Source organism: Bordetella genomosp. 13 (assembly GCF_002119665.1).
Lineage (GTDB): Bacteria > Pseudomonadota > Gammaproteobacteria > Burkholderiales > Burkholderiaceae_B > Bordetella.
The window spans coordinates 1,931,417-1,956,931 of sequence record NZ_CP021111.1; the positions used below are offsets into that span (position 1 = coordinate 1,931,417).

Here is a 25,515-nt window from a genome sequence, read left to right on the forward strand (position 1 = left end):
TAACGGCGCCCGGGTATAAGCTCCCCAACTTGGCCATACCCCGCATCGACTCATGCAGACGCCCTACCGCCGCCCCGTCACCCGCACCGTTACGCCCAGCCTGCGAGGCGCCCGATGAAGGTCGCCGGCTCTGCGGCGACGCCGTCGTCCGCCCGTCCCGGCATCCCCCGAAGCGTCTGGGCGCTGGGCTTCGTCTCGATGCTGATGGACATCTCGTCGGAGATGATTCACGCGCTGCTGCCGCTTTACATGGTCGCGGTGCTGGGCACCTCGGTGCTGGCCGTGGGCATCATCGAAGGCATCGCGGAAGCCACCGCCTCCATTACCAAGGTGTTCTCGGGCGCCTTGAGCGACAGGCTGGGCAGGCGCAAACTGCTTACCGTCATCGGCTACGGCCTGGCGGCCGTGACCAAGCCCGTGTTTCCGCTGGCCACCGGGCTGGAGTGGCTGGTCGGGGCCCGCTTCGTCGACCGCATCGGCAAGGGCATCCGCGGCGCGCCGCGCGACGCGCTGATCGCCGACGTCACCGAACCGGCGATGCGCGGCGCCGCCTTCGGACTGCGCCAGACGCTGGACACCTTCGGCGCGTTCATCGGCCCGCTGTTGGCCATCGGGCTGATGTGGCTGACGGCCAGCCACTACCAATCCATCTTCTGGGTCGCGGTGATACCGGCCTTCCTGGCGGTGGGCGTGCTGGCGATATTCGTGCGCGAGCCCGCCCGGCCGCCCGGCACACGCGTCGTGCGCGCGCCCCTGTCCCGCCGCGAGCTGGCGCGCCTGGGCGCCGCGTATTGGTCGGTGGTGGCCGTGGCGGTCATCTTCACGCTGGCGCGTTTCAGCGAGGCCTTCCTGATCCTACGGGCGCAGTCGGCCGGCGTGGATGCCGTCTGGACCCCGGCGGTGCTGGTGGTGATGTCCTTGGCGTTCTCGCTGTCGGCCTACCCGGCGGGCGCGCTGTCCGACCGCCACGGGCGCCTGGGCATGATGGCCATCGGCCTGTTGCTGCTGGTCGCGGCCGACCTCGTGCTGGCCTTCATGCCTGGCCTCGCCGGCCTGGGTGCGGGCGTGGTGCTGTGGGGGCTGCACATGGGCTTTACGCAGGGACTGTTCGGCGCCCTGATCGCCGATCACGCGCCGCCCGAACTGCGTGGCACGGCATTCGGCGCCTTCAATCTGATGACGGGCGTGGCGCTGCTGCTGGCCAGTGTGCTGGCCGGCGCCCTATGGGACAAGCTGGGCTATCAGGGCACCTTTCTGGCGGGCGCGGTGCTGGCCGGCGCCGCCTTGCTGGCGTTGCCGTGGCTGCGCAGGCGGCTGGCGCGGCCCTGAAACGATACGGGCCATGCCCCTGCAGGATGCCCGCGCAGCGGCTTGCGCCTGGCCAGGGGCTCGGTGTCTGCGGACAAGCTTGTGCGCCTACAACGGCAGCCCGCCCGCCTTGCGCACCTGCGTGCGCAGGCCGGCGAAGCACTCCTGCAGATCGAGATTGCTGGTGGGCCACGTGAGATCGGCCTTGGCATAGAAGGCCTCGCGCCCGGCCAGGATGCGCTTCAGATCCGCCATGGCTTCGTTGTTGCCCGACATCGGGCGGAAGTCGCCCTGCGCCATGACGCGGCTCATGTGTTCCTCGGGCGTGGCCCGCAGCCACACCGTATAACAATGCGCCAGCAGCAGGTTGTAGGTGGCGGGCTCGGAGACCAGCCCGCCCGGTGTGGCCAGCACCATTTCGGGATACAGCTGCACGGCCTCTTCCAGCGCGCGCCGCTCGTAGCGGCGGTAGGCGTTGGGGCCGTACAGGTTGTGGATTTCGAGGATGCCGCAACCGGCCACGCGCTCGATCTCGCGATTCAGCTCGACGAACGGATAGCCCAGGTCTTCGGCCAGCATCTGGCCCAGCGTGGACTTGCCCGCGCCCCGCAGGCCGATCAGCGCGATGCGCTGGAAGCGGTTGGGCCGCTGCGAGCCGGCGCCGAACAGCTGGGTCAGCGACTCGCGCGCGCGCTGCAGGTCGGATTCGCTGCGGCCGCTGAGCAGTTCGCGGATCAGCAGCCATTCGGGCGATTCGGTGGTGACGTCGCCCACCAGTTCGGCCAGCGCGCAATTGAACGCGCGCGCGATCTGCAGCAACACCAGCACCGAGGCATTGCCCACGCCGTGTTCGAGATTGGCCAGGTGACGCTCGGACACGCCGGTGGCCTGCGCCAGGCTTTTGCGCGTCATGCCGCGGATGGCGCGCAGGCGGCGCACGCGCTCGCCCAGCGCCACCAGGAAAGGCTCGCGCCGCGGTTCGGAAGGCGCCATATCGAGCGCTTGAGTCATGACTGTTCGTTGCTCCGCAATAACCCTTAGATCGCAGTTTCATGCACTATAATGCTTGACGCGTCTTCGTCAAAGCACTATTTTTCCAAAAACTGACGCACATCATCAGGCGGACAGGCACGAAGAAGCAGTGGAATTCATGCCGCAACCGCCCGCGCACAGTGTAAAGGAGACAAGCAATGAGCCAGCCCGGCACCCACCCCGACGCAGGCCAACCCGCCAGCACGCCGGAACAGTTCCGCGCGCTGATCCGGCAGGTCACCGATCGCATTGCCGGCGCGCCGCTGGACGCCCGGCTGCAAGCGCGGCTGAACCAGGATTTTGGGCCGGGCAGCGCGCAATACCAGGACATCTTTCTCGCCTGTCGAAGCGCCATCGAAGCCGGCTGGATGTGCGAGCGCGAAGGCGGCGGCGTCCGCTACGGCCGCGTCATCAAGCCGGCCGACGACCTGGCCGGCTTCTCGGTCGACGTGGTCGACATGGACGACCTGGCCGGCCCCCACCACTCCCATCCGAACGGCGAGATCGACCTGATCATGCCGCTGGACGCGGCCGCGCGCTTCGACGGCCGGGGCGCCGGGTGGCTGGTCTATGGGCCCGGCTCGGCGCATCGCCCCACCGTCACCCAGGGGCGCGCCCTGGTGCTGTACCTGCTGCCGCAGGGCGCCATCGAGTTCACCCGCCACTAGAGAGGCCGCCTTGTCCCTGCATACGCTATCCAACTACCTGGGCGGCCGCTGGCTGGACGGCCAGGGCGCGGGCGCCACCTTGCGCGATCCCGTCACCGGCGAAGCGCTGGCGCGGGCCAGCAGCGCCGGACTAGACCTCGCCGCCGGCTTCGATCATGCCCGCCGCCACGGCGGCGCGGCACTGCGAGCGTTGGGCTACGCGGGGCGCGCGGCGATGCTGGCGCGGCTGGCCGAGGCGCTGCAGACCCACCGCGACAAGTACTACGACATCGCCCTGCGCAATTCGGGCACCGTACGCAACGACTCCGCCGTGGACATCGACGGGGCCCTGTACACCCTGGGCTACTACGCCAGGCTGGGCGCGACGCTGGAAGGCGGGGCGCTGCGCCTGGACGGCGAGCAGGCAGCACTGGCCAAGAACGACGCCTATGCCTCGCAGCACGTGCTGGCGCCGGTGCGCGGACTGGCCCTGCTGATCAACGCCTTCAACTTCCCGGCCTGGGGGCTGTGGGAAAAAGCCGCCCCCGCGCTGCTGTCCGGCGTGCCCATCGTGCTGAAGCCGGCCACCGCCACCGCGTGGCTGGCGCACGAGATGGTGCGCGACGCCATTGCGGCCGACGTGCTGCCGCCCGGCGCGCTCAGCGTCGTTTGCGGCGGCGCCGACGGACTGCTCGACGCGCTGCATCCACTGGACCTGCTGTCCTTCACGGGATCGGCCGACACCGCTGCCCGGCTGCGCGCGCATCCGCGCCTGGCGCATGACGGCGTGCGGCTCAATGCCGAAACCGACAGCGTCAACAGCGCCATCCTCGGCCCCGATGCCGCCCCCGGCGCTCCCGCCTTCGACAGCCTGGTGCGAGAGGCCGTCCGCGAAATCACCGTGAAGTCGGGCCAGAAATGCACGGCCATCCGCCGCATCATGGTGCCGAGCGCCCACTACCAGGCCACCGCCGAGGCCATCGCGGCCAGGCTGGAAGAGGTCACCGTGGGCAATCCCCGCAATGAATCCGTGCGCATGGGCGCGCTGGTCAGCCGCGCGCAGTTCGACGCCGTGCAGGCCGGCCTGGCTGGCCTGCGCGCCGACAGCGACGTGCTGTTCGACGGCGGCAGCGTCGCGCTGGTCGACGCCGATCCGGCGGTGGCCACCTGCATGGCGCCGTGGCTGCTGGGCGCGCCCGACCCCGACGCCCATCCCTCCGCGCACCACACCGAGGTCTTCGGGCCCGTGGCCACGCTGCTGCCCTATCGCGATGTCGATCACGCCTGGGACATGGCCAGGCGCGGCCAGGGCTCGCTGGTGGTATCGGCCTACAGCGATGACACGGGTTTCCTGGCCCGCACCGCCGCCGAACTGGCCGACAGCCACGGCCGCGTGCATCTGGTCAGCCCCGAAGCGGCGCGCGCGCATACCGGCCATGGCAACGTGATGCCGCAGTCCATGCATGGCGGGCCCGGCCGCGCCGGCGGCGGCGAAGAGCTGGGCGGGCTGCGGGCGCTGGGCTTCTATCACCGGCGTTGCGCGGTACAGGGCGCGCCCGGGCGGCTGCGCGCGCTGGATGTCTCGCCGCGCACGGACTGAAGCCGCGGCGCACGGCCCGCACCCACACAAGAACCGGAGACAAGCATGAACCACTGCCCCGCCGAACTGAATTTCGCCAGCCACCTGGCCGCGCTGAATGCCGCGCGGGCGGCCAAGACGGCCTATATCGACGACCAGCGCCGCCTCACCTACGGCGAACTGGCCGAGCGCGTGGCGCGCTGCGCCGGCCTGCTGCGCGGCCTGGGCCTGCGCCGCGAGGAACGGGTGCTGCTGCTGATGCACGACACGGTGGACTGGCCCGTGGCCTTCCTGGGCGCGCTGCACGCCGGCGTGGTGCCGGTGGCGGTGAACACGCTGCTCACGCCCGACGACTACGCCTATATCCTGCAGCACAGCCGCTCGCGCGCCGCGCTCGTGTCGGGCCCCTTGCTGCCGGTGCTGCAGGCCGCAATGGCGCAAGGCGCGGGCGACCTCGAGCACATCGTGGTGTCGCAGCCCGGGGGCACGCTGGCGCCGAACGTACACGACTTCGACACGCTGCTGTCGGCCGCGCCCACCGTGCCGGCCGTGCGCACGTTGGCCGATGAAATCGCGTTCTGGCTGTATTCGTCCGGCTCCACCGGCAAGCCCAAGGGCGTGGTGCACACGCACGGCAACCTGTGGCATACCGCCGAGCTGTATGCCAAGCCCGTGCTCGGCATCCGCGAGGACGACGTGGTGTTCTCGGCCGCCAAGCTGTTCTTCGCGTATGGCCTGGGCAACGGACTTACCTTTCCGCTGTCGGTGGGCGCCACCACGGTGCTGATGGGCGAACGGCCCACGCCGCAGGCGGTGTTCAAGCGCCTGGTCACGCATCGTCCCACCATCTTCTACGGCGTGCCCACGCTGTACGCGGGCATGCTGGCCGCGCCCGACCTGCCGTCTCGCGACCAAGTGGCGCTGCGCGTCTGTGCCTCCGCCGGCGAGGCGCTGCCGCGCGACATCGGCGACCGCTTCACGCGGCATTTCGGCTGCGAGATCCTCGACGGCATCGGCTCCACCGAGATGCTGCACATCTTCCTGTCCAACCGCAGCGGCGACCTGCGCTACGGCACCACCGGCAAGCCCGTGCCCGGCTACGAAGTGCAGCTGCGCGACGACGCGGGGCAGCCCGTGCCGCCCGGCGCCATCGGCGACCTGTACATCAAGGGCCCCAGCACCGCGCTGATGTACTGGAACAACCGCGACAAGACCCGCCAGTGCTTCCTGGGCGACTGGCTGAAAAGCGGCGACAAGTACATCTGCGACGCCGACGGCTACTACACGTACGCGGGCCGCAGCGACGACATGATCAAGGTCAGCGGACAGTACGTCTCGCCGGTCGAGGTCGAGAACGTGCTCATCCAGCACGAGGCCGTGCTCGAGGCCGCCGTCATCGGCGTGCCCGACCACGACGGCCTGGTCAAGACCAAGGCCTACGTGGTGCTGCGGCCGGGCTTCCAGCCGGACGACAACACGGGCGCGGCGCTGCAGCAGTACGTGAAGCAGCACCTGGCTCCCTTCAAGTATCCGCGCCAGATCAACTTCACCGAAGAACTGCCCAAGACCGCCACGGGCAAGATCCAGCGGTTCCGCCTGCGGCAGCTCGAAGAGGCCACGCTGTGACCCAAGCCGCCGCCTCGGCGTCCCCCACCGCCTGGATCGAATTCGACACGCCGGCCCGCGCGCTGCGGCTGGAGTACCGCTGGATCGCGCCCGACCGGCGCGACGCGCCGCTCATGGTGTTTCTGCACGAGGGGCTGGGCTCGGTGTCCATGTGGCGCGACTGGCCCGACCAGGCCTGTGCCGCGGCGGGGTGCCGCGGCCTGGTCTATTCGCGCTATGGCTATGGACAATCCACGCCGCGCCCGGCCGACGAGAAATGGCCGGTGGACTTCATGCACGAACAGGCGCGCGACGTACTGCCGGCGTTCCTGGCGGCGCTGGGCGTCGATGCCCGGCGCGAACCGCCGCTGCTGTATGGCCACAGCGACGGCGGCTCCATCGCGCTGCTGTACGCGTCCATGTACCCGGACGCCGTGGGCGGCATCGTGGTGGCCGCGCCCCACATCTTCGTCGAGGACGTCACGGTGGCGCACATCGAGACCGCCCGCACCCAGTACCGCAGCACCGACCTGCCGGCCCGGCTGGGCCGCCACCACGCCGACCCCGACTCGGCCTTCTGGGGCTGGAACGACATCTGGCTGAATCCGGACTTCCGCCGCTGGAACATAGAGGAGTACCTGGACGGCATCCGCTGCCCGGTGCTGGCGCTGCAGGGCGTGGACGACGAGTACGGCACGCTGGAACAGATCCGCGGCATCCGCCGGCGCGCGCCCCAGACCCGCCTGTTCGAGATACCGGACTGCCGTCATTCGCCGCACCGGGACCAGCCCGACATCGTCATCCGCGCCGTGGCCGACTTCGTCCACGGTCTTGCACGACCCGGCTAGCGCCGGAGGCCACACCGCCACACACACAAAAAACCAGGAGACAACGTCATGCAACATGCCTTTTTACGCGGCGCCACGGCCGGCGCCCTGCTCTGCCTCGCGGCCGGCGCATCGGCCCAGGACAAGATCAAGGTAGGCTTCATGCTGCCGTACAGCGGCACGTATGCCGCGCTGGGCACCGCCATCGAGAACGGGTTCCGGCTGTACGTGGCCGAACAGGGAGGCAAGCTGGGCGGCAGGGAGATCGAATACTTCAAGGTGGACGACGAGTCCAATCCCGCCAAGGCTTCCGAGAACGCCAACCGGCTGATCAAGCGCGACCAGGTCGACGTGCTGATCGGCACCGTGCACTCCGGCGTGGCGATGGCGCTGGCCAAGGCCGCGAAGGACAGCAACACCACGCTGATCGTGCCCAACGCAGGCGCCGACGCCATCACCGGCCCCATGTGCGGCGCCGGCATCTTCCGCACCTCGTTCACTAACTGGCAGCCCGCCTTCGCCATGGGCCCCGTGGCCGCGGCCAAGGGCCACAAGACCGCCATCACGGTCACCTGGAAGTACGCGGCGGGCGACGAGGCCGTCAACGGTTTCCAGGAAGGCTTCGAGAAGGCGGGCGGCAAGGTGCAGAAGCAGTTGTCCGTGCCGTTCCCCAACGTCGAGTTCCAGTCGCTGCTGACCGAGATCGCCGCGGCCAAGCCCGACATGGTGTTCGCCTTCTTCGCGGGCGGCGGGGCCGTCAAGTTCGTGCAGGACTATCACGCGGCCGGCCTGGGCAAGACCATTCCGCTGTACGGCTCGGGCTTCCTGACCGACGGCACCCTGAAAGCGCAGGGCGATTCGGCGCAGGGCCTGCTGACCACGCTGCACTATGCCGACGGCCTGAACACCCCGCGCGACAACGCCTTCCGCGCCGCCTACACCAAGGCCCACACCATCGCGCCCGACGTGTACGCGGTGCAGGGCTATGACGCCGCGCAGATGATGCAGGCCGGCCTGGCGGCCGTGAAGGGCGACATCGGCCGGAAGGACGACTTCCGCAAGGCCATGCGCTCTGCCACCATCGACAGCCCGCGCGGACAGTTCACGCTGTCGCCGGCCGGCAATCCGGTGCAGGACATCTACCTGCGCAAGGTCGCCGGCCTGGACAACGTGGTGCAGGAAGTGGCCGTGCGCAAGCTGGCCGACCCGGCACGCGGCTGCCGCCTGTAATCCGGAGCGGCGATGGATCCCGGCGTCTTCCTCATCCAGTGCCTGAATGCCCTGCAGTACGGCCTGCTGCTGTTCCTGGTGGCCAGCGGACTGACGCTGATCTTCGGCATCATGGGCATCATCAACCTGGCCCATGGCAGCTTCTACATGATCGGCGCCTACATGGCGTTCGCGCTGGGGCCGTGGGTCGATCGCCTGCTGGGCGGCGGCTTCTTCGTCACGCTGCTGGTATGCGTGGCGGCCGCCGCACTGCTGGGCTACCTGCTCGAGGCCGCGTTCTTCAGCTACCTGTACCGGCGGGACCACTTGCAGCAGGTGCTGATGACGTACGGGCTGATCCTGGTTTTCGAAGAGCTGCGCAGCATCCTGGTGGGCAACGACGTGCACGGCGTGCCGGTGCCGGCCTGGCTGCAGGGTTCCATCTCGCTGGGCGAGGTGATGACCTACCCCGTCTACCGGCTGTTCATCTCGGCGGTGGGGCTGGGCATCGGGCTGCTGCTGTACCTGGTGATCACGCGCACACGCCTGGGCATGATGGTGCGCGCGGGCGCCAGCAACCGCGAGATGATCGGCTCGCTGGGCATCGACATCAACCGGCTGTACCGGCTGGTGTTCGCGGCCGGCGTGGCGCTGGCGGCGCTGGCCGGGGCCATCGCGGCGCCGGTGTCCTCCGTGTACCCCGGCATGGGGCACGGCGTGCTGATCGTGTGCTTCGTGGTGGTGGTGATCGGCGGCATCGGCTCCATCCGCGGCGCCTTCCTGGCCGCCATGCTGGTGGGCCTGGTCGAGACCTTCGGCCAGGTGCTGTTCCCGGCCGCCGCCGGCGTGCTGGTGTACGTACTGATGGCCGGCATCCTGCTGTGCAAGCCCGAAGGGCTGTTCAAACAAGGCTGATTCCATGCGCAAGGCCGTACCGCTACTGCTACCCGTGCTCGCCCTGCTGGCGCTCGGCGCCCTGCCCTGGCTGGCGGGCGGCTATGCCGCCGGGCTGGCGCTGAAGATCATGATCTACGCGCTGTTCGCGCTCAGCCTGCAACTGCTGGTGGGCGGGGCCGGGCTGGTCAGCCTGGGACACGCCGCGTTCTTCGGCATCGGCGCCTACACCGCGGCATTGCTGACGCCCGACGGCGGGCCCGCGCTGCTGTGGTGGCTGCTGCCCGCGGCGCTGGGCGCGGCGGGCCTGTATGCGCTGCTCACCGGCGCGCTGGCGCTGCGCACTCGCGGCATCTACTTCATCATGGTCACGCTGGCCTTTTCCCAGATGGCCTATTACGTGTTCCACGACACCAGGATCGGCGGCGGCAGCGACGGCATCTACCTGTACTTCCGTCCCGAGGCCGCGATGGCCGGCGGCCTGCTGTTCGACCTGGGCGACGACACGGTGTTCTATCTGTTCGCGCTGGCATGCCTGGCGCTGGGCTGGCTGTTCCTGGGGCTGTTGCGGCGCTCGCCGTTCGGCGCGGCGCTGGCCGGCATCCGCATCAGCGAGCAGCGCATGCGCGCGGCCGGCTACGACACGTATCCGTACAAGCTGACGGCCTACGTGGCGGCAGGCATGCTGGCCGGACTGGCCGGCTTCCTGTATGCGTTGAAGGACGGTTTCGTCACGCCCGAACTGCTGGCCTGGGAACAGTCGGGCATGGCGTTGCTGATGGTGATCCTGGGCGGCCTGCGCCGGCCCGGCGGCGCGGTGCTGGGCGCCGTGGGGCTGGTGCTGCTGCAGGAACTGTTCCAGTCCGAGGCCGTGTTCGGCGACTTCGCCACGCACTGGCACCTGTCGCTGGGCCTGTCCATCATCGCGCTGGTGGCGTTGCTGCCCGATGGCCTGATCGCCCTGCCGGACCGACTGCGCGGCATGGCCGCCCGGCGCGGCGGCGATGCCGGCGCAGCGCCTGTTACTCCGGACGGCGCACCGCCCGGCGGCGGCGCGGCGGGCGCCGCTGCGCCTGCCGCCTCTTCCGCGCCTGCCGGCGCGACGGCCGCATCCACAGGCACCGCTGTCAGGGGGCCTGCAGGCGCCCCGGTCCGCGACCGCGCCGCCGCGCTCATCACCTCCGGAGGTCCCCATGGCTGAAGTCATGCTCGCCGCGCAAGGTATCTCGCGCCGCTTCGGCGGGCTGGTGGCCGTGGACGGCGTGTCGCTCGAACTGGCGCGCGGCGCCGTGCACGCCGTCATCGGCACCAACGGCGCCGGCAAGTCCACCCTCATCAACATTCTTTCCGGCGAGCTGCCGCCCAGCGGCGGCACCGTGCGCCTGGGCCCGCATGACGTCACCGCATGGCCACAGCCGCGCCGCGCCCGCGCGGGCCTGGGCCGCACCTACCAGCGCTCGACGATCTTTCCCGAACTGAGCGTGCACGAGAACTGCCGCCTGGCCGCGCAGGCCGGCCGCCAGCGCTTCTGGCATTGGTGGCGGAGCGCCGTCGACTGCGCGCACAGTACCGGGCTGGCGCGCCAGGCCATCGAAAGCACCGGCCTGCAGCCCGACGCCCACCGTCCGGCGGGGCAATTGCCGCACGGCCGCAAGCGCCAGCTGGAGATCGCGATGTGCCTGGCCGGGCAGCCCGACGTGCTGCTGCTGGACGAGCCGCTGGCCGGCATGGGGCCGGAGGAGACGGACCGCATCCTCGAACTTCTGCAGTCGCTGAAGCGGGACCACGCCATCCTGCTGGTCGAGCACGACATGGACGCCGTGTTCCGCGTGGCCGAGACCATCACCGTGATGGTCAACGGCTGCGCCATCGCCAGCGGAGACCCGGCCGCCATCCGTGCCAACCCCGCGGTGCAGACCGCCTACCTGGGAGAACACCAATGACGGCGCCCATCGCGTCGCGCGCGGGCCTGGTGCAGGCGCGCGGCCTGCACACGTACTACGGCGCCAGCCACGTGCTGCGCGGCGTCGACCTCGACGTGGCCCCGGGCGAATCCATCGGGCTGGTCGGCCGCAACGGCATGGGCAAGACCACGCTGATCCGCACCCTGCTGGGCCTGGTGCGGCCCGCGCGCGGCAGCGTCAGCGTGAGTGGCCGCGACTGTACGCGCGCGGCGCCGCATGCCATCGCTCGGCTGGGCATCGCATACGTGCCCGAGGGGCGCGGCATCTTCCCCAACCTGAGCGTGCGCGAGAACCTGCTGGTGGCCGCCCGGCCCGGACGCGGCCAACGGCCCGACTGGACCTACGAACGGGTACTCGAGACCTTTCCGCGGCTGCGCGAGCGCATCGGCCATGGCGGCCAGCAGCTGTCGGGCGGCGAACAGCAGATGCTGGCCATCGGACGAGCCTTGATGACCAACCCCGAGCTGCTGGTGCTGGACGAGGCCACCGAGGGCCTGGCGCCGCTGATCGTGGCCGAGATCTGGAACATCGTCGGCCGCATACGCGCCACCGGTATGTCCACGCTGATCGTCGACCGCAATTTTCGCGCGGTGCTGGCCCATACGGATCGCTGCGTGGTCATGGAGAAAGGCGAGCTGGTGGAAAGCGGCGACAGCGCCGCGTTCGCCGCACAGCCGGCGCAGCTGGCGCGATATCTGGGTGTGTAGGAAAGCCGATCCGTCGGTTTTTATGTAACGCCTGTCGACATCGCGGCCCCCGTGCCCGTGCGCGGCACAGCGGGTTTTCATCCGGCAACCGCAGGTTGCATTCAGGCCCGGGCCCGCTTGATAGGATGGGTCATGCCTGCGCGGCTGCCGGCTTCCCGTCTGGCGCGCGCAGGCCGGCGACAACCCTGTCAAGGAGGTGCTCCATGCCAGCCAAGTCCAAAGCCCAGCAGATGGCCGCCGGTGCGGCCCTGTCCGCCAAGCGCGGCGACACCAAGCCCAGTGAACTGAAAGGCGCGTCGAAGTCCATGTACAAGTCCATGGATCAGACGGAACTGAAGAAGATGGCCTCGACGCCCCGCAGCGGCAAGCCGCGCCACAAGAGTTCGTCAACCACGCATCACTGATGCATGCTTCACTCGTCCGCTGCCGGCGCGGTCTTGCGAGCCCGTCTAGTCCGCGCCGGCTTGGACGTTGCAGCATTCTCCTCCGTCGCCTTGCGCCTGGCGGCCTTTGACGCCACCTCTTCCGCCATTTTCGCCGCCACGCGGCCGGCCACCTTGGCGGCCGCCTTGCGCCCGCTTCCCCGGCCGGATCGCGTGCGCCCCGGGCGAGCCGGCTCGGGCGCCGGGTCGGGCGCGCTTGGCCGCCCCACATAAGTGCCCGATTTCTCGTCCCTGCCCACAGTGATCAAGCCGCGCGCCTGCGCCTCTTCGAGCAACTGGCCGAAGGCCTTGAAGCCGTAGTACGACTCGGCGAAATCCGGCTTGCGGCGCTTGATCGCACTTTTCAGCGTCGACGCCCACACGCGCTGGCCGTCGCCCGCTTCGGACCCCAGGGCGTCCAGCGTCTGCACCACCATCTCCAGGGCTTCGCGCATGCGCTTCTCGGCCTCGTCCACGGGCTGCGGCGGCGTGCTCGCGGGCGCCGGAACGGCCGCCGGCATGGCGGCCGCGCGCATTTCGCTGGCGCGTCGCCGCTCGCGCTCCAGGTCGTCGTAGAAAATGAACTCGTCGCAGTTGGACACCAGCAGATCCGAGGTCGAGCGCTTCACCCCCACCCCGATCACGCGCTTGGCGTTCTCGCGCAGCTTGGACACCAGGGGCGAGAAGTCGGAGTCGCCGCTGACGATCACGAAGGTATCGACGTGGGCCTTCGTGTAGCACAGGTCCAGCGCATCCACGACGAGGCGGATATCCGCCGAGTTCTTGCCCGACTGCCTCACGTGCGGGATCTCGATCATCTCGAAATTGGCCTCGTGCATGCCGTCCTTGAATTCCTTGTACCGGTCCCAGTTGCAATAGGCCTTCTTGACCACGATGCTGCCCTTGAGCAGCAGCCTTTCCAGCACCAGCCGTATGTCCAGGCGCGGGTAATTGGCGTCGCGCACGCCCAGCGCGACGTTCTCGAAGTCGCAGAACACCGCCATGTTGACGTTTTCGTTGAGGACCGCCATAGGCTGCTCCAGATTGATGGGGTCGGATCACAGAGCCATCATGATCGCACGACCCCACGGCCGGCACGTCCGGGTAAGCCCTGAAGATGGTACGGCTAGCCATCGGCAAGCCCGCGGATTTGGGCCTTTTTCGGCCGATTGGCCGCGTGCCTCCGTGGCTAGAATCCTCCGGCCGGGGCGTCTTGCCGGCGCAGCGCATCATGCCTGCCCCAGTTCCCGAGCTCCCCTTCCTTTCCGGGGCCTGAATTCATGAATCTCTCCACTCTCATCGGCCTGCTGCTCGGCGTGGTCACGCTGATCCTGGTGATCGCGTCCTCCGCCATCGACTCCCTGGCCTACCTGAACCTGCCCGGCCTGGCCATCGTGCTCGGCGGCACCGCCGCCGCCCTCTTCATCAGCTACCCGCTGGCCGAGGTGCGCCGCATTCCGCACCTGCTGCGCACCGTGTTCCGCAACGACCGCGTCGACACCCAGCGCGACATCGATGAACTCGTGGCCATGGCGCAGCTGTGGATGAACAACGACGTGCGCAAGGTCGAAGAGGCCCTGAAGAAGGTCTCCAATCCCTTCCTGCGCACCGGCGTGCAGCTCATCATCGACAACACGCCCGAAGAACAGATCATCGAACTGCTGCAATGGCGCATCGCCCGCATGCGCGCGCGCGAACAGGCCGAGGCGCAGATGTTCCGCACCATGGCCAGCTTCGCCCCCGCCTTCGGCATGCTGGGCACGCTGGTCGGCCTGATCAACCTGATGTCCGTGCTGGGCGACGGCGCCATGGACGCCATCGCCAAGCACCTGGCGGTGGCGCTGATGACCACGTTCTACGGCCTGCTGATCGCCAACCTGGTCTGCAAGCCCGTGGCCGTCAAGCTCGAGCGACGCACCGAACGCCGCGTCACGCTGCTGAACATGGTGCTGCAGGGCATCTCGATGATGTGCGAGCGGCGCGGTCCGGCCGTGGTGCGCGAGACGCTCAATTCGTTCATGCTGCACATCGAGGACGAGGTCTATGACGGCGGCGTCGCCGAGCCCAAGCCGGCCGCGCGCCGGGCTCGCGGCAGCGCGGCGCCCGGCCGCCCGGCGGCAGTGCCAGCGGCGCAGGGTCCGGGCGTCGCGCCGGCCCCCATCAAGGCGGCGGCACGGCAATGAGTGCGGCACGGCCGACCCTGGCCGACCTGATCGAGGAACGGCGCCAGGCCGAGCGGCGGCGGTCGTCGCCGCTGGCGCGCGCGAATCGCCAGAACGGCGACCGCTTCGCGCGTTGGCACGTTCCCGAAGTGGTCGACCACGAACCCGACAACTGGCTCGTCACCTACCTGGACCTGCTGACGCTGCTGCTGGCCATGCTGGTCGTCATGCTGGGCGTCACGCGCGTGTACGGCTGGCATGCCGCGGACGACAAACCGGTGGCGCTGGTGGGCTCGGTGGCCAAGAGCGGGCTGCCCGCCTACCAGGGCGACTACGCGCGCCTGGAGGACCTGCCGACGATCCCGGCGGCCTGGGCGCATCTGCCGGACCCCGCGGCTGCCGCGCCGCTGGCCATGAAAACGATCGGCGCATCCGCGCCGACCGCCGTCGACGCCCAGCACACCGTACCGGCGCCTGCACCTCCGCCTACGCTGGACGAGTTGGGCCTGGGCGACCTGGGGGATTCCATCCAGGTGCTGGTCAACAGCCAGTCGGTCAGTTTCCGCATCAGCACCGAACTGCTGTTTCCGTCCGGCCAGGCCGCGCTCAGCCCCACGGGCCTGGGCCTGATCAAGAAGCTGGCCGAGGTGATCAACCGCAGCGGCCATCCCTTGTCGATCGAAGGCCACAGCGACAACGTGCCCATCCAGACGCGCCAGTTCCCGTCGAACTGGGAACTGTCCACCAGCCGCGCCACCAGCGTGCTGCGCGAACTGGTTCGTGACGGCGTGGACGGCAGCCGGCTGCGCGCGGTGGGCTACGCCGACACCCAGCCCCTGATGCCCAATGACACCGCACAGGGCCGCGCCGCCAACCGGCGCGTGGAACTGATCATGCGCATCACGCCGAAACCCGCGGATGAGGCGCCGCGCACGCCGGCGGCGAAAGCCGGGGCCGGCGCGGCCCATTCTCGCGCCGCGCCATTGGCCGCTGCGCCGGCTGCGAGCCAGACCACGGCCATCGGTGGCGCAGCACCGGCCGGGACTGCATCGACCAACTCTGCAGCAGCTGCTTCTGCATCCACCATCCCGACAGGGGCCAGCTCCCCGTCCGGCGATCCGGCATCGAGCACTTCAACATCGGCGCCCGCCGCGCCCCAAGCCAGCCGCACAGTCGAACAGCGCTAATCCGCCATTCCCTGGGCCGGCGCTGACTGCCCCCATTCGGCCACGAAGGTATCCCTGAAACCACGCAGCCATTCCAGCCGCTGCTGGCCCAGCCGGCGAGCGGCCTCGGTCTGCATGGAGGCCGGCAGGCCGGCCAGCTTGCGTTCGATGTGGTCCAGCGCATAGCGTTGGTCGTCCAGTTCGCGCGTGTGCCCCAGCGGATCCGACGGATGCGCGAACGCCGAACCCATGCGCCCGGCGGTATAGAACAGCCGCGCCAGGCCGACGGCGCCCAGCGCATCCAGGCGGTCGGCGTCCTGCACGATGCGAGCTTCGATGGTGCGCGGGGCGATGCCGGCCGAAAAACTGTGCGCTTCGATCGCATGGCAAACGCCCGGCAGGCGATCGGCCGGGAAGTCCGCCTCGGCCAGCATGCGTGCCGCCAGTTCGGCGGCCATGCGGGAGGCCTGCGTGCGTTCGGGATGGTTCTTGGGTAGGTTGACCAGGTCGTGCAGATAGCAGGCGGCCTGCACCACCAGCCTGTCGGCCTGGGGATATTCGGCCAGCAGCGCCGCGGCCACGCGCCAGACGCGATGCAGATGGTTCAGGTCGTGCGCGCCGTCGCCGTCGGCCTGCGCCGTGGCAATGGCGATGAATCGGGACGTCCAGTCGGAAGAGGAAGCTTGCATGGGAATCGAAGTAACGCCCGTCGGGGCGGGGCCGGCCAGGCTCGGATAAAAGAAGTACTGTACAAATATACAGGCGTCTGGCGCCGCACGCCAGCCTTCGGCGGACCTATGGGACTGAATCCTGCATTGTCGCAAACGCCCCACCCCACGGCGTAAACGCCTCTTGCGCGCCGCCCCCGCCACGGCGTAAAACCGCCGCTTGAGCCGGCACGCCGGCCGGTCGACGGATATCGAGGGTGGAGGCCCTATGTCATACATGCTGCTTATCGTGGAACCCGTTGGCCAGCGCGCCGAACGCACGCCCGAGCAAGGCCGCGAAGCCTATGCCGCCATGGTCGACTACGCCCAGAGCCTAGAGGCGCGCGGCAAGCTGGTGGATGCCCGGTCGCTGGCGTCCACCTCGGACAGCGTGCGCGTGCAAGCCCGCGGCGGACGCACCACGCTGCTGGACGGTCCCTATGCCGAGGCCAAGGAAATGATCGGCGGCTTCTTCCTGCTGCAGGACGTCACCTACGAGGAAGCCATCGCCATTGCCCGGGATTGCCCCGCCGCTCAATGGTGCACGGTCGAGGTCCGCAAGCTGGGCCCCTGCTTCGAGTAGCTCAAGGGTTTTCCCCAGGGTCGGCGAAAGTCCTGTCGATCCGACGCCGCGCCGTTCGTCGTGTACACGAACGCCGCGATTTTGCGGCATGTCCGAATCCAGGGAGATCGACATGCGATACATGATCATCGTCAAGGCCAGCCCCGAAAGCGAGGCCGAGGCGCCGCCCGACCCATCCATGATGTCGGCCATGCGCGCCTACCACGCCGAGCTGGCCAGCGCCGGCGTGCTGCTCGACTTCAATGGCCTGCGCGCCACCCGCCACGGCTGGCGCATCGAGTACGGCGCCGACGACCGCCGAACCGTGACGGACGGCCCGTTCGCCGAGACCCACGAGCTCATCGCCGGCTACACCCTCATCCAGGTGCGCACGCGCGAGGAAGCGCTGGAGTGGAGCAAGCGATATCCCAACCCGCGCAGCGCGGGCAGCCGATGCGCCATCGAGGTCCGCCGCGTCTTCGAAATGGAAGACCTGGCGCCCGGCTCGTCCATCGACCGATAAGCCTGAAACGATTGCCACCCGTATAGCCCACACCCCTACCCTGAACGCAAGCGAGACCATCATGCCCAAGCAAATCTTCGTCAACCTGCCCGTGGCCGACCTGGACAAGTCCGTGGCTTTCTTCACGGCACTGGGTTTCAGTTTCAATCCCCAGTTCACCGACCACAAGGCCACCTGCATGATCGTGGGCGAGAACATCCACGTCATGCTGCTGGTGCGAGATTACTTCCAGGGTTTCTGCAGCAAGCCCGTCGCCGACGCCAGGCAGGCCACCGAAGTGCTGATCGCGCTGAACTGCGACAGCCGGGCGGAAGTCGAACAGATGGTGGCCAAGGCGCTGGCCGCCGGCGGCAGTGCGCCGCGCGCGGCGCAGGACCACGGCTTCATGTTCCAGCACGGCTTCGACGACCTGGACGGCCATGCGTGGGAAGTGTTCTACATGGAGCCTGGCGCCATGGGCGGCGAGCAATGACGCAAGAGGCGGCGCATCGCGCCATCGAAGCGGTCTGGCGCATCGAGGCCGCCCGCGTGATCGCGGGCGTCGCGCGCCTGGTGCGCGACGTCGGCCTGGCCGAAGAACTGGCGCAGGACGCGCTGCTGGCGGCGCTGGAGCATTGGCCCGCCAGCGGCGTGCCGGACAATCCCGGAGCCTGGCTGATGACCACCGCCAAGAACCGCGCGCGCGACCTGCTGCGCCAGCAGACCCTGCACGCGCGCAAGCACGAGGAACTGGGCCAGGAAATGGAATCGCGCAGCGAACACGTCGAGCCGGATTTCGTCGATGCGCTGGACGCGGCGCGGCAGGATGACATCGGCGACGACCTGCTGCGCCTGGTCTTCACCGCCTGCCATCCCGTGCTGTCGGCCGACGCGCGCGTGGCGCTGACGCTGCGCGTGCTGGGGGGCCTGTCCACCACGGAGATCGCGCGCGCCTATCTGGTGCCCGAGCCCACCATCGCGCAACGCATCGTGCGCGCCAAGCGCACCCTGTCGGCCGCCCGCGTGCCGTTCGAAGTGCCCCGCGCCGACGAGCGCGGCGCCCGCCTGGCTTCCGTGCTGGAGGTGATCTATCTCATCTTCAACGAAGGCTACTCCGCGACCGCGGGGGACGACTGGACCCGTCCCGCGCTGTGCACGGAAGCCCTGCGCCTGGGCCGGGTACTGGCGGGGCTGGCGCCGCAGGAAAGCGAAGTGCATGGCCTGTGCGCCTTGATGGAGATACAGGCTTCGCGGCTGAACGCCCGCAGCGACGCGCGCGGGCAACCGGTATTGCTGATGGACCAGGACCGCGGCCGCTGGGATCGCCTGTTGATACGGCGCGGCCTGGAAGCGCTGGCCCGGGCCGAGTCGCTGGGCGGCGCGCGCGGCCCCTATGCGCTGCAGGCCGCGCTGGCGGCCTGCCATGCGCGCGCCGCCACCGCCGCGGATACCGACTGGGCGCAGATCGTCGGCCTGTACGACGCGCTGGCGCAGGTCGCGCCGTCTCCCGTCGTGGAACTGAATCGCGCGGTCGCGGTGGGCATGGCCTATGGTCCGCAGGCCGGTCTGGACTGCGTCGATACGCTCGCGGGCAACGCGGCGCTGGCCAACTATCACTGGCTGCCCAGCGTGCGCGCCGACCTGCTGGCCAAGCTGGGGCGCCACGAAGAGGCGCGCGCCGAATTCCTGCGCGCCGCATCGATGACCCACAACAGCAGCGAACAGGAACTGCTGCAGCAACGCGCCAGGCAGATGCTGCAGTAGCTCCATGCCCACGCATGCAAAGGGCGCGCCGCCCGGCCTCGCGGCGTGCTCGGCGGGTGGCGGCCTTCCTAAGCCCGCGCCATTTCCAGCGCGACGGCCGTGGCCTCGCCGCCGCCGATGCACAGCGCCGCAACGCCCCTGCGCAGCCCACGCTGCCGCAGCGCGTGCAGCAAGGTCACGATCAGCCTAGCCCCGGTGGCGCCGATGGGATGTCCCAGCGCGCATGCGCCGCCGTGCACGTTCAGGCGGTCGGCCGCTATCTCCAGGTCGCGCGCCGCGGCCATGGCCACCACGGCGAAGGCCTCGTTGATTTCGAACAGGTCCACGTCGGCCACGCGCCAGCCCGCGCGGTCCAGCACCTTGCGGATCGCGGGGATGGGCGCGGTGGTATACCAGGCCGGCTGCTGGCTGTGGGTCGCATGGGCGCGAATCTCGGCCAGTACCGGCAAGCCGTCTCGCAGGGCCAGCGACCGCCGCGTCAGCAACAACGCGGCCGCGCCGTCCGCATTGGCCGATGCGCTGGCGGCCGTGATGGTGCCGTCGTCCCGGAAGGCAGGCTTGAGCGCGGGGATTCTGTCGGGCGACACGCGCAAAGGGATCTCGTCCTGCGCCACCGGTGTGTCGCCGCCCTTGCCGGGCACCGGCACCGCGACGATCTCGTCGGCGAAGGCGCCGTTCTCGATGGCCGCGCGGGCACGCCGCAGCGTCTCGATGGCGTAGGCGTCCTGCTCGGCGCGGCCGAACCCATAGGCCTGGGCCGCGGCCTCGCCGAAGTCGCCCATCGGGCGTCCGGCCTCGTAGGCGTCCTCGAGGCCGTCCAGCGCGGCATGGTCGTACAGCCTGTCGTGGCCATAGCGATAGCCGCCGCGGGCCTTGGCCAGCAGGTACGGAGCATTGCTCATCGACTCCATGCCGCCGGCCAGCACCACGTCGGCCGAGCCCGCGCGCAACAGGTCGTGGGCCAGCATCACGGCCTTCATGCCCGATCCGCACACCTTGTTGACCGTGGTGGCTCCGGCGGCATCCGGCAGGCCCGCCGCGCGCATGGCCTGCCGCGCAGGGGCCTGACCCGTGCCCGCCGGCAGCACGCAGCCCATGAATCCTTCGTCCACGCGGGCCGGGTCGAGCCCTGCGCGCTCGAGGGCCGCGCGTATGGCGTGCGCGCCGAGCGCCGGCGCGGACAACGGCGCCAACGCGCCCTGGAAGCGACCCAGCGGCGTACGGGCCGCGGAAACGATCACGACGGGGTCTTCAGTGCTCATGCGAACTCCATTGATGAGGAACGCGGAAGTGCGCCCTGCCCTGGTGCGCGGCCATGCCCGCACCATGCGCGAGCGCGCCGGGCACGTTAAATGCTCGATGCCCGAAAATAAATTATGTTCATCATGATAATTTCGGCCGTCATGGCTGGCAAGCCCGCAAAACCGCCGTGATCGTGCTTCGCCCCGGCGCGGTGCAATGTCCATGACGGTGCGGCGCGCCTTGTAGGCGGCCTAGCTAAGCAGCTCACCAGACCCCTCAAACCCCTCCTGCGCGATATATGCATAGCGCTTTTTCTTCGTTCGCATCGGCCGGGTGCAAACCTAGAATCGTCCAGGTGTAAGCGCACTTCATCGCTTCTGTGAGCCGCTCAACGCAGCGATGAGAAAGCCCCACCAGGATGTCAGATATTCAATCTTCCGCATCGACCGCCGACGTCACGCCGGCCCTGAGCTTCGGCGACGACGCCTATGTGCGCATCCGTCGCGACGTGCTGTCGTGCCGGCTTCCGCCGGGCGCGTTCGTCACCGAACCCGAGCTCATGGCGCGCTACGCCATACGCAAGACCAGTTGCCGCATCGCGCTGACGCGCCTGGCGCAGGAAGGCTTCGTGCGGTCGCGGCCGCGCAAGGGCTACCAGATCGCCCCCATCCTGCTGCGCGACGTCGAAGAAGTGTTCACGCTGCGCGTGCAGCTCGAGCCGCTGGCGGCGCGCCTGGCCGCCGGCCGCGCCGACATCGCCCGGCTGCGCGAACTCGAAGCGGCCTGCCGCGTGCAGCATCCGGTGCTGCAGCTCACCGAGCAGATCGACGCCTTCATGGACGCGAACAAGGCCTTTCACCTGGCCATCGCCGCGGCCAGCGGCAATGTCCGCCTGCATCGCACGCTGGCGCTGCTGCTGGACGAGATGTCGCGCCTGGTGGCGCTGGGCTTCGGCGTGCAGAAGACCAAGCCCGAGATCAAGCATGACCACAACGCGCTGATAGACGCGTTGGCGGAGGGAGATGGCAAGCGCGCCGAGACGATCGCGCGCCGCCATATCGAGACATTCCAGGCCATGACCCTGGAAAAACTGTACGCCAGCCTGGCAGAGACCGGCGCGGCGATCCCCGTCAACGGTCCAGGAAGCTGGCGATGAACACTCTAGCCGTCCATGCGAAGGCCGCACCGCCCGCCGCCGTTCCCGGCGCCGGTCCGGCCATGCTGCGCGTCGACAACGTCTCGAAGCACTTCGGCAACCTGCAGGCGCTGCGCGACATCTCCTTCACCGTCGGCCAGGGCGAGGTCGTGGCCCTGCTGGGCGCGTCCGGCTGCGGCAAGAGCACGCTGCTCAACATCATCTCGGGCCTGATGCCGTACGACAGCGGCGCGCTCGAGATCGCCGGCGAGCCCGCCGAACGCTTCCGCGACTGGCACCGCATGGCCTACCTGTTCCAGGAAGACCGCCTGCTGCCATGGCGCAGCGTGCGCGACAACGTGTCGCTGGGACTCGAGGCGCAGGGCGTGCCGGGCGCCGAACGCCGCCGCCGTGCCGAAGCCGCGCTCGAGATGGTGGGCCTGGCCGGCTTCTCGCGCTCCTGGCCGCACCAGCTGTCGGGCGGCATGCGCAGCCGCGTGGCGCTGGCGCGCAGCCTGGTCATCGAACCCGACATCCTGCTGATGGACGAGCCCTTCTCGAAGCTCGATCCGCACACTCGCTCGCAGATGCATGAAGAACTGATGCGCATCCAGGCGCAGAAAGGCACCACCGTGCTGTTCGTCACGCACGACGTCGAAGAGGCCGTCGTGCTGGCCGATCGCATCGTGCTGCTGGCGCCGCGGCCGGGACGCGTGCGCGAGGTCGTTCCGGTTCCCCTGGCGCGGCCCCGCGTGCCCACCGACCGCGACGTGGCGGAGCAGACGCGGCAGCTGCGCATGAAGGTGCAGCAATGACTGTCGCGACCCATCCCGCCGCCCGCATCGGCCTGCTCGTCGCGCAGCGCATCGCGCTGGCCGCCATTTTCGTCGCGATCTGGTACCTGGCCGCGCAGCGCATGCCGGCCTTCGTGCTGCCCGGCCCCGAGCGCGTGCTGAACGCCCTGCTGGCGCTTACCCGCACCGACACCTTCCTGCACGACATCGGCGTGACCATGTCGCGCGTGGTCACTGGCTTCATCCTGGCCGCGCTGGTGGGCACGCCGCTCGGTCTGGCGCTCGGCTCCAGCCGCGCGCTGGCGCGGTTCTTCGAGCCGCTGCTGGCCGTGATGAACACCGTGTCGTCGGCCATCTGGGCCGTGTTCGCCATCATCTGGTTCGGCATCTCCAATGCCACCACGGTGTTCGTGGTGTTCATGACCGCCATGCCGTTGATCCTCACCAACGTGTGGCAAGGCGCCCAGAATGTGGATCGCCAGCACGTCGAGCTGGCGCGCAGCTTCCGCATGGGCCGCGCGCAGGTGCTGCGCAAGATCTACCTGCCCAGCATCCTGCCCTACTTCTTCTCGGGCGCGCGGCTTGCGTTCGGCTTCGGCTGGCGCGTGTCGCTGGTGGCGGAGACGCTGGGGTCGTCCGATGGCATCGGCTATCGCCTGCGGCAGGCCGCCGACCTGGTGCAGACGGACCAGGTGTTCGCCTGGACCCTGCTGCTGATCGTATTGATGCTGCTGCTGGAAAGCGGCGTGCTCAAGCCCCTGGAACGCCGCCTGTTCCGCTGGAAACCTCTTTGACATCGGGAGTCCCCACCATGCAATGGAAGAAAACCCTCTCCGTGGCGCTGGTCGCCCTCTCCGCCGTCGCCGGCGGCGCCGCGCACGCCGCCGACAAGGTGCGCATCGGTTACTGGAGCAGCGGCGTCAGCCTGGGCTACGGCGCCGTGCTGGAGGCCACCGAGTTCCTCAAGCAGCAGGACCTGGACGTCGAGTTCGTGCGCTTCCCCGACGTCAACGCGCCGCTGCGCGCGCTGGCCTCGAACTCCATCGACCTGGCCTATGGCGCGCCGGCCGCCGGCGTGTTCAGCAGCGCCGCCGAAGGCGTGCCCATCAAGATCTTCGCCGCCACCCAGCCGGCCGACGTGCAGTTCGTGGTGCCGCAAGGCTCGCCCATCAAGTCGCTGGACGAACTGCGCGGCAAGAAGGTCGGCATGTCGCCCGCCGGCAGCTCGGTGGCCGTCATCGCCGGCGCCGTGCTGGCCGGCAATCACAACATCAAGGCCGGCGACTTCTCGCTGGTGGGCGGCAACGAATCGCGCCTGGCGCAGTTCCTCGCGCAGAAGCAGGTGGACGCGGCCGCGCTGCGCTCGGTCACCGTGGCACAGCTCGACGAGCTGAAGGTGACGAAGCTGGGCTCGTTCGCCGACGAATGGCGCCGCCTGACCAAGTCCGACTCGGTGCCCTACATCGGCATCGGGGCGGTGCGTACCGAGTTCGTGCAGAAGCATCCCGAGGTGGTGGCGCGCGTCATCGCCGGGCTGCGCAACGCGCTGGGCTGGGCGCAGGGCCATGAGACCGAAGTGGTCGGCATCCTGCAGAAGTCGGCCAACCTGCCCGAGAACGACGCCAAGGTGTATGCCGGACTGTGGAACGACATGTACCGCATCTCGTTCGAGCCGGCCGACATCGAGACCCTCAAGCGCCAGCACCAGGTGTTCGCCGAAAGCGGCCTGATCAAGGGCGCGCTGTCTGAAGACCTGTTCGTCGCGGGTCCCTGGCAGCAATCCAAATCCATCAAATGACTCCCTCATACAAGGAATCCCCATGAGCAAGACGATGAAAGCGCTGGTCCTGGATCAGCACGGCGGCCTGGACCAGCTGAAGGTCGTCACCGACAAGCCCGTGCCTGCGGTCACCGAAGGCCACGTGGTCATCCGCGTGCGCGCGTCGTCGTTCAACTACCACGACGTGTTCACCGTGCAGGGCATGCCCGGCATCAAGGTGCCGCTGCCCGTGGTCATCGGCCTGGACATGGCCGGCGAGATCGCCGAGGTCGGCGCGGGCGTCACCGGCTGGAACGTGGGCGACCGCGTGCTGGTCAACCCCCTGAACCGCTCCAAGGGCCTGATGGGCGAGATGCTGGACGGCGGCATGGCCGAATACTGCCTCGTGTCGGCCGAGCAGCTGATCGCCATGCCCGAGAAGGTCAGCTTCGACGACGCCGCCGCGCTGCCCGTCGCCTATGGCACGGCACACCGCATGCTGATCACCCACAACACCGTGAAAAAAGGCGACCGCGTGCTGATCCTGGGCGCCAGCGGCGGCGTAGGCACGGCCTGCGTCATCCTGGCCAAGCTGCTGGGCGCCGAGGTGATCGCCTGCGCGGGCAGCGATGCCAAGGCGCAGCGCCTGAAGGAACTGGGCGCCGACCACGTCATCAACTACCGCGACACCGACTTCTCGAAGTGGGCGATCGCCCAGTACGGCAAGCCGCAGCGCCGCACCCACGAGGGCGGCGTGGACGTGGTCATCAACTTCACCGGCGGCGACACCTGGGTGCCCTCGCTGAAGTGCCTGAAGCGCGGCGGCACCCTGCTGGTGTGCGGCGCCACGGCCGGCCACGATCCCAAGGAGGACCTGCGCTACGTGTGGAGTTTCGAACTGAACATCCGCGGCTCCAACAGCTTCTACGACGACAACCTGAAGGCCCTGCTGGACATGGTGGCCGACGGCACCGTCGACCCGCTGATCGACCGCGCCGTGCCCCTGGAGCAGGCCGCCGAGGGCCTGGCGCTGATCCGCGACCGCGAAGTGCTGGGCAAAGTCATCGTCAATCCTTGAGGGGAGCATCCCATGAGCGAAAACACCGTCCCCACCAAAGAAGACATCCAGGCCCGCCTGACGCGCGGCCCCTATCACCAGTGGCTGGGCATCGAAGTGCTGTCCGTGGCCGAAGGCGAGATCGAGCTGCGCGCCAAGTGGCGCGAAGAATGGGTCGTGAATCCCGACAAGCGCTACACGCACGGCGGCATTCTGGCCGCGCTGGTCGACCTGACGGCCGACTGGGCGCTGGTGTCGTACACCGGGCGCGGCGTGCCGACCATCGACCTGCGCGTCGACTACCACCGCGCCGCCGCGCCCGGCGACCTGACCGCCCGCGGCAAGGTCGTCAAGTTCGGGTCGCAGATCTCGGTGGCCGAGGCCCAGGTGTTCGACGCCGACGGCAAGCTGGTCGCCAGCGGCCGCGGCGCCTACTCCACCGCCACGCCCAAGGCCTGAGGCGGCGCATAC

The 25,515-nt window shown here is 69.2% G+C and carries 26 protein-coding genes and 1 pseudogene; 23 read left to right on the top strand and 4 right to left on the bottom strand.

Annotated features, from left to right (window positions below):
- Positions 1 to 114: 114 nt before the first annotated feature.
- Positions 115 to 1,329, top strand: coding sequence for an MFS transporter (locus tag CAL15_RS08680; protein WP_086078218.1), 1,215 nt, complete (start codon positions 115 to 117; stop codon positions 1,327 to 1,329).
- Between the two features lie 87 nt (positions 1,330 to 1,416).
- On the opposite strand, the gene CAL15_RS08685 is transcribed toward CAL15_RS08680, so the two are convergent.
- On the bottom strand, positions 1,417 to 2,319 hold the full coding sequence (locus tag CAL15_RS08685) for a helix-turn-helix transcriptional regulator (RefSeq protein ID WP_086078219.1): 903 nt from the start codon (positions 2,317 to 2,319) through the stop codon (positions 1,417 to 1,419).
- A gap of 179 nt (positions 2,320 to 2,498) precedes the next feature.
- Between CAL15_RS08685 and CAL15_RS08690 the strand changes: the two genes are divergently transcribed.
- The 10 genes from CAL15_RS08690 (at position 2,499) to CAL15_RS08735 (ending at position 12,176) form a co-directional block, all read left to right on the top strand.
- Positions 2,499 to 3,008 (top strand): DUF4863 family protein, encoded by a 510-nt coding sequence (locus CAL15_RS08690; RefSeq protein ID WP_086078220.1) that lies wholly within the window; start codon positions 2,499 to 2,501, stop codon positions 3,006 to 3,008.
- 16 nt (positions 3,009 to 3,024) lie between these two features.
- Positions 3,025 to 4,587 carry a 3,4-dehydroadipyl-CoA semialdehyde dehydrogenase gene (locus CAL15_RS08695; protein ID WP_086081004.1) on the top strand — a complete coding sequence of 521 codons (1,563 nt, stop codon included), beginning with the start codon at positions 3,025 to 3,027 and terminating at the stop codon, positions 4,585 to 4,587.
- A gap of 45 nt (positions 4,588 to 4,632) precedes the next feature.
- On the top strand, positions 4,633 to 6,192 hold the full coding sequence (locus tag CAL15_RS08700; protein ID WP_086078221.1) for a benzoate-CoA ligase family protein: 1,560 nt from the start codon (positions 4,633 to 4,635) through the stop codon (positions 6,190 to 6,192).
- A gap of 35 nt (positions 6,193 to 6,227) precedes the next feature.
- Positions 6,228 to 7,019 carry an alpha/beta fold hydrolase gene (locus CAL15_RS08705; protein ID WP_420042553.1) on the top strand — a complete coding sequence of 264 codons (792 nt, stop codon included), beginning with the start codon at positions 6,228 to 6,230 and terminating at the stop codon, positions 7,017 to 7,019.
- A gap of 48 nt (positions 7,020 to 7,067) precedes the next feature.
- A complete protein-coding gene (locus CAL15_RS08710) occupies positions 7,068 to 8,228 on the top strand; it encodes an ABC transporter substrate-binding protein (protein WP_086078223.1) in 1,161 nt (386 codons plus the stop codon).
- 12 nt (positions 8,229 to 8,240) lie between these two features.
- Positions 8,241 to 9,122, top strand: a complete 882-nt coding sequence (locus tag CAL15_RS08715; protein WP_086078224.1) for a branched-chain amino acid ABC transporter permease — start codon at positions 8,241 to 8,243, stop codon at positions 9,120 to 9,122.
- A gap of 4 nt (positions 9,123 to 9,126) precedes the next feature.
- Positions 9,127 to 10,302 (top strand): branched-chain amino acid ABC transporter permease, encoded by a 1,176-nt coding sequence (locus tag CAL15_RS08720; protein ID WP_086078225.1) that lies wholly within the window; start codon positions 9,127 to 9,129, stop codon positions 10,300 to 10,302.
- Positions 10,295 to 11,044, top strand: a complete 750-nt coding sequence (locus CAL15_RS08725; protein ID WP_086078226.1) for an ABC transporter ATP-binding protein — start codon at positions 10,295 to 10,297, stop codon at positions 11,042 to 11,044. The genes CAL15_RS08720 and CAL15_RS08725 overlap by 8 nt, the downstream gene beginning before the upstream one ends.
- Positions 11,041 to 11,772: an ABC transporter ATP-binding protein gene (locus CAL15_RS08730; RefSeq protein ID WP_086078227.1), complete on the top strand. Its 732-nt coding sequence runs from the start codon at positions 11,041 to 11,043 to the stop codon at positions 11,770 to 11,772. The genes CAL15_RS08725 and CAL15_RS08730 overlap by 4 nt, the downstream gene beginning before the upstream one ends.
- A gap of 203 nt (positions 11,773 to 11,975) precedes the next feature.
- On the top strand, positions 11,976 to 12,176 hold the full coding sequence (locus tag CAL15_RS08735) for a DUF3008 family protein (RefSeq protein ID WP_086078228.1): 201 nt from the start codon (positions 11,976 to 11,978) through the stop codon (positions 12,174 to 12,176).
- A 245-nt stretch (positions 12,177 to 12,421) separates the two neighbouring features.
- On the opposite strand, the pseudogene CAL15_RS08740 reads toward CAL15_RS08735, so the two are convergent.
- Positions 12,422 to 13,225 (bottom strand): annotated as a pseudogene (locus tag CAL15_RS08740) (NYN domain-containing protein); the annotation flags it as partial.
- A gap of 249 nt (positions 13,226 to 13,474) precedes the next feature.
- On the opposite strand from CAL15_RS08740, the gene CAL15_RS08745 reads away from it, so the two are divergent.
- Positions 13,475 to 14,377 carry a motility protein A gene (locus tag CAL15_RS08745; RefSeq protein ID WP_086078230.1) on the top strand — a complete coding sequence of 301 codons (903 nt, stop codon included), beginning with the start codon at positions 13,475 to 13,477 and terminating at the stop codon, positions 14,375 to 14,377.
- A complete protein-coding gene (locus CAL15_RS08750) occupies positions 14,374 to 15,543 on the top strand; it encodes an OmpA/MotB family protein (RefSeq protein ID WP_086078231.1) in 1,170 nt (389 codons plus the stop codon). The genes CAL15_RS08745 and CAL15_RS08750 overlap by 4 nt, the downstream gene beginning before the upstream one ends.
- Here the strand turns inward: CAL15_RS08750 and CAL15_RS08755 are convergent.
- The gene (locus CAL15_RS08755) at positions 15,540 to 16,211 is read right to left on the bottom strand and encodes an HD domain-containing protein (protein ID WP_086078232.1); all 672 of its coding nucleotides are present in this window, start codon (positions 16,209 to 16,211) and stop codon (positions 15,540 to 15,542) included. The two genes, CAL15_RS08750 and CAL15_RS08755, sit on opposite strands and share 4 nt — an antisense overlap.
- A 247-nt stretch (positions 16,212 to 16,458) precedes the next feature.
- Between CAL15_RS08755 and CAL15_RS08760 the strand changes: the two genes are divergently transcribed.
- The 4 genes from CAL15_RS08760 (at position 16,459) to CAL15_RS08775 (ending at position 19,057) form a co-directional block, all read left to right on the top strand.
- The gene (locus tag CAL15_RS08760; RefSeq protein ID WP_086078233.1) at positions 16,459 to 16,812 is read left to right on the top strand and encodes a YciI family protein; all 354 of its coding nucleotides are present in this window, start codon (positions 16,459 to 16,461) and stop codon (positions 16,810 to 16,812) included.
- A 112-nt stretch (positions 16,813 to 16,924) separates the two neighbouring features.
- A complete protein-coding gene (locus tag CAL15_RS08765) occupies positions 16,925 to 17,314 on the top strand; it encodes a YciI family protein (protein WP_086081005.1) in 390 nt (129 codons plus the stop codon).
- 61 nt (positions 17,315 to 17,375) lie between these two features.
- A complete protein-coding gene (locus tag CAL15_RS08770) occupies positions 17,376 to 17,786 on the top strand; it encodes a VOC family protein (RefSeq protein ID WP_086078234.1) in 411 nt (136 codons plus the stop codon).
- Positions 17,783 to 19,057: an RNA polymerase sigma factor gene (locus tag CAL15_RS08775; protein WP_086078235.1), complete on the top strand. Its 1,275-nt coding sequence runs from the start codon at positions 17,783 to 17,785 to the stop codon at positions 19,055 to 19,057. Before CAL15_RS08770 ends, CAL15_RS08775 begins: the two co-directional genes overlap by 4 nt.
- A gap of 68 nt (positions 19,058 to 19,125) precedes the next feature.
- Here CAL15_RS08775 and CAL15_RS08780 read toward each other — a convergent pair whose 3' ends face one another.
- A complete protein-coding gene (locus CAL15_RS08780; protein ID WP_086078236.1) occupies positions 19,126 to 20,319 on the bottom strand; it encodes an acetyl-CoA C-acyltransferase in 1,194 nt (397 codons plus the stop codon).
- Positions 20,320 to 20,717: 398 nt separating this feature from the next.
- Here CAL15_RS08780 and CAL15_RS08785 point away from each other — a divergent pair, with 398 nt between their 5' ends.
- Genes CAL15_RS08785 through CAL15_RS08810 form a run of 6 tightly spaced genes read left to right on the top strand, consistent with a single transcriptional unit; the run spans position 20,718 to position 25,503 of the window.
- Entirely contained in the window at positions 20,718 to 21,455 is a 738-nt protein-coding gene (locus CAL15_RS08785; protein WP_086078237.1) for a GntR family transcriptional regulator, read from the top strand.
- Entirely contained in the window at positions 21,452 to 22,249 is a 798-nt protein-coding gene (locus CAL15_RS08790; RefSeq protein ID WP_232468160.1) for an ABC transporter ATP-binding protein, read from the top strand. The genes CAL15_RS08785 and CAL15_RS08790 overlap by 4 nt, the downstream gene beginning before the upstream one ends.
- Complete coding sequence (locus CAL15_RS08795; RefSeq protein WP_086078238.1) at positions 22,246 to 23,022, top strand: ABC transporter permease; 777 nt, start codon at positions 22,246 to 22,248, stop codon at positions 23,020 to 23,022. Before CAL15_RS08790 ends, CAL15_RS08795 begins: the two co-directional genes overlap by 4 nt.
- Positions 23,023 to 23,039: 17 nt before the next feature.
- Complete coding sequence (locus CAL15_RS08800) at positions 23,040 to 24,026, top strand: ABC transporter substrate-binding protein (protein WP_086078239.1); 987 nt, start codon at positions 23,040 to 23,042, stop codon at positions 24,024 to 24,026.
- A gap of 34 nt (positions 24,027 to 24,060) precedes the next feature.
- On the top strand, positions 24,061 to 25,065 hold the full coding sequence (locus CAL15_RS08805) for a zinc-binding dehydrogenase (RefSeq protein WP_198299244.1): 1,005 nt from the start codon (positions 24,061 to 24,063) through the stop codon (positions 25,063 to 25,065).
- A gap of 12 nt (positions 25,066 to 25,077) precedes the next feature.
- Positions 25,078 to 25,503: a PaaI family thioesterase gene (locus CAL15_RS08810; RefSeq protein WP_086078241.1), complete on the top strand. Its 426-nt coding sequence runs from the start codon at positions 25,078 to 25,080 to the stop codon at positions 25,501 to 25,503.
- Positions 25,504 to 25,515 lie beyond the last annotated feature (12 nt).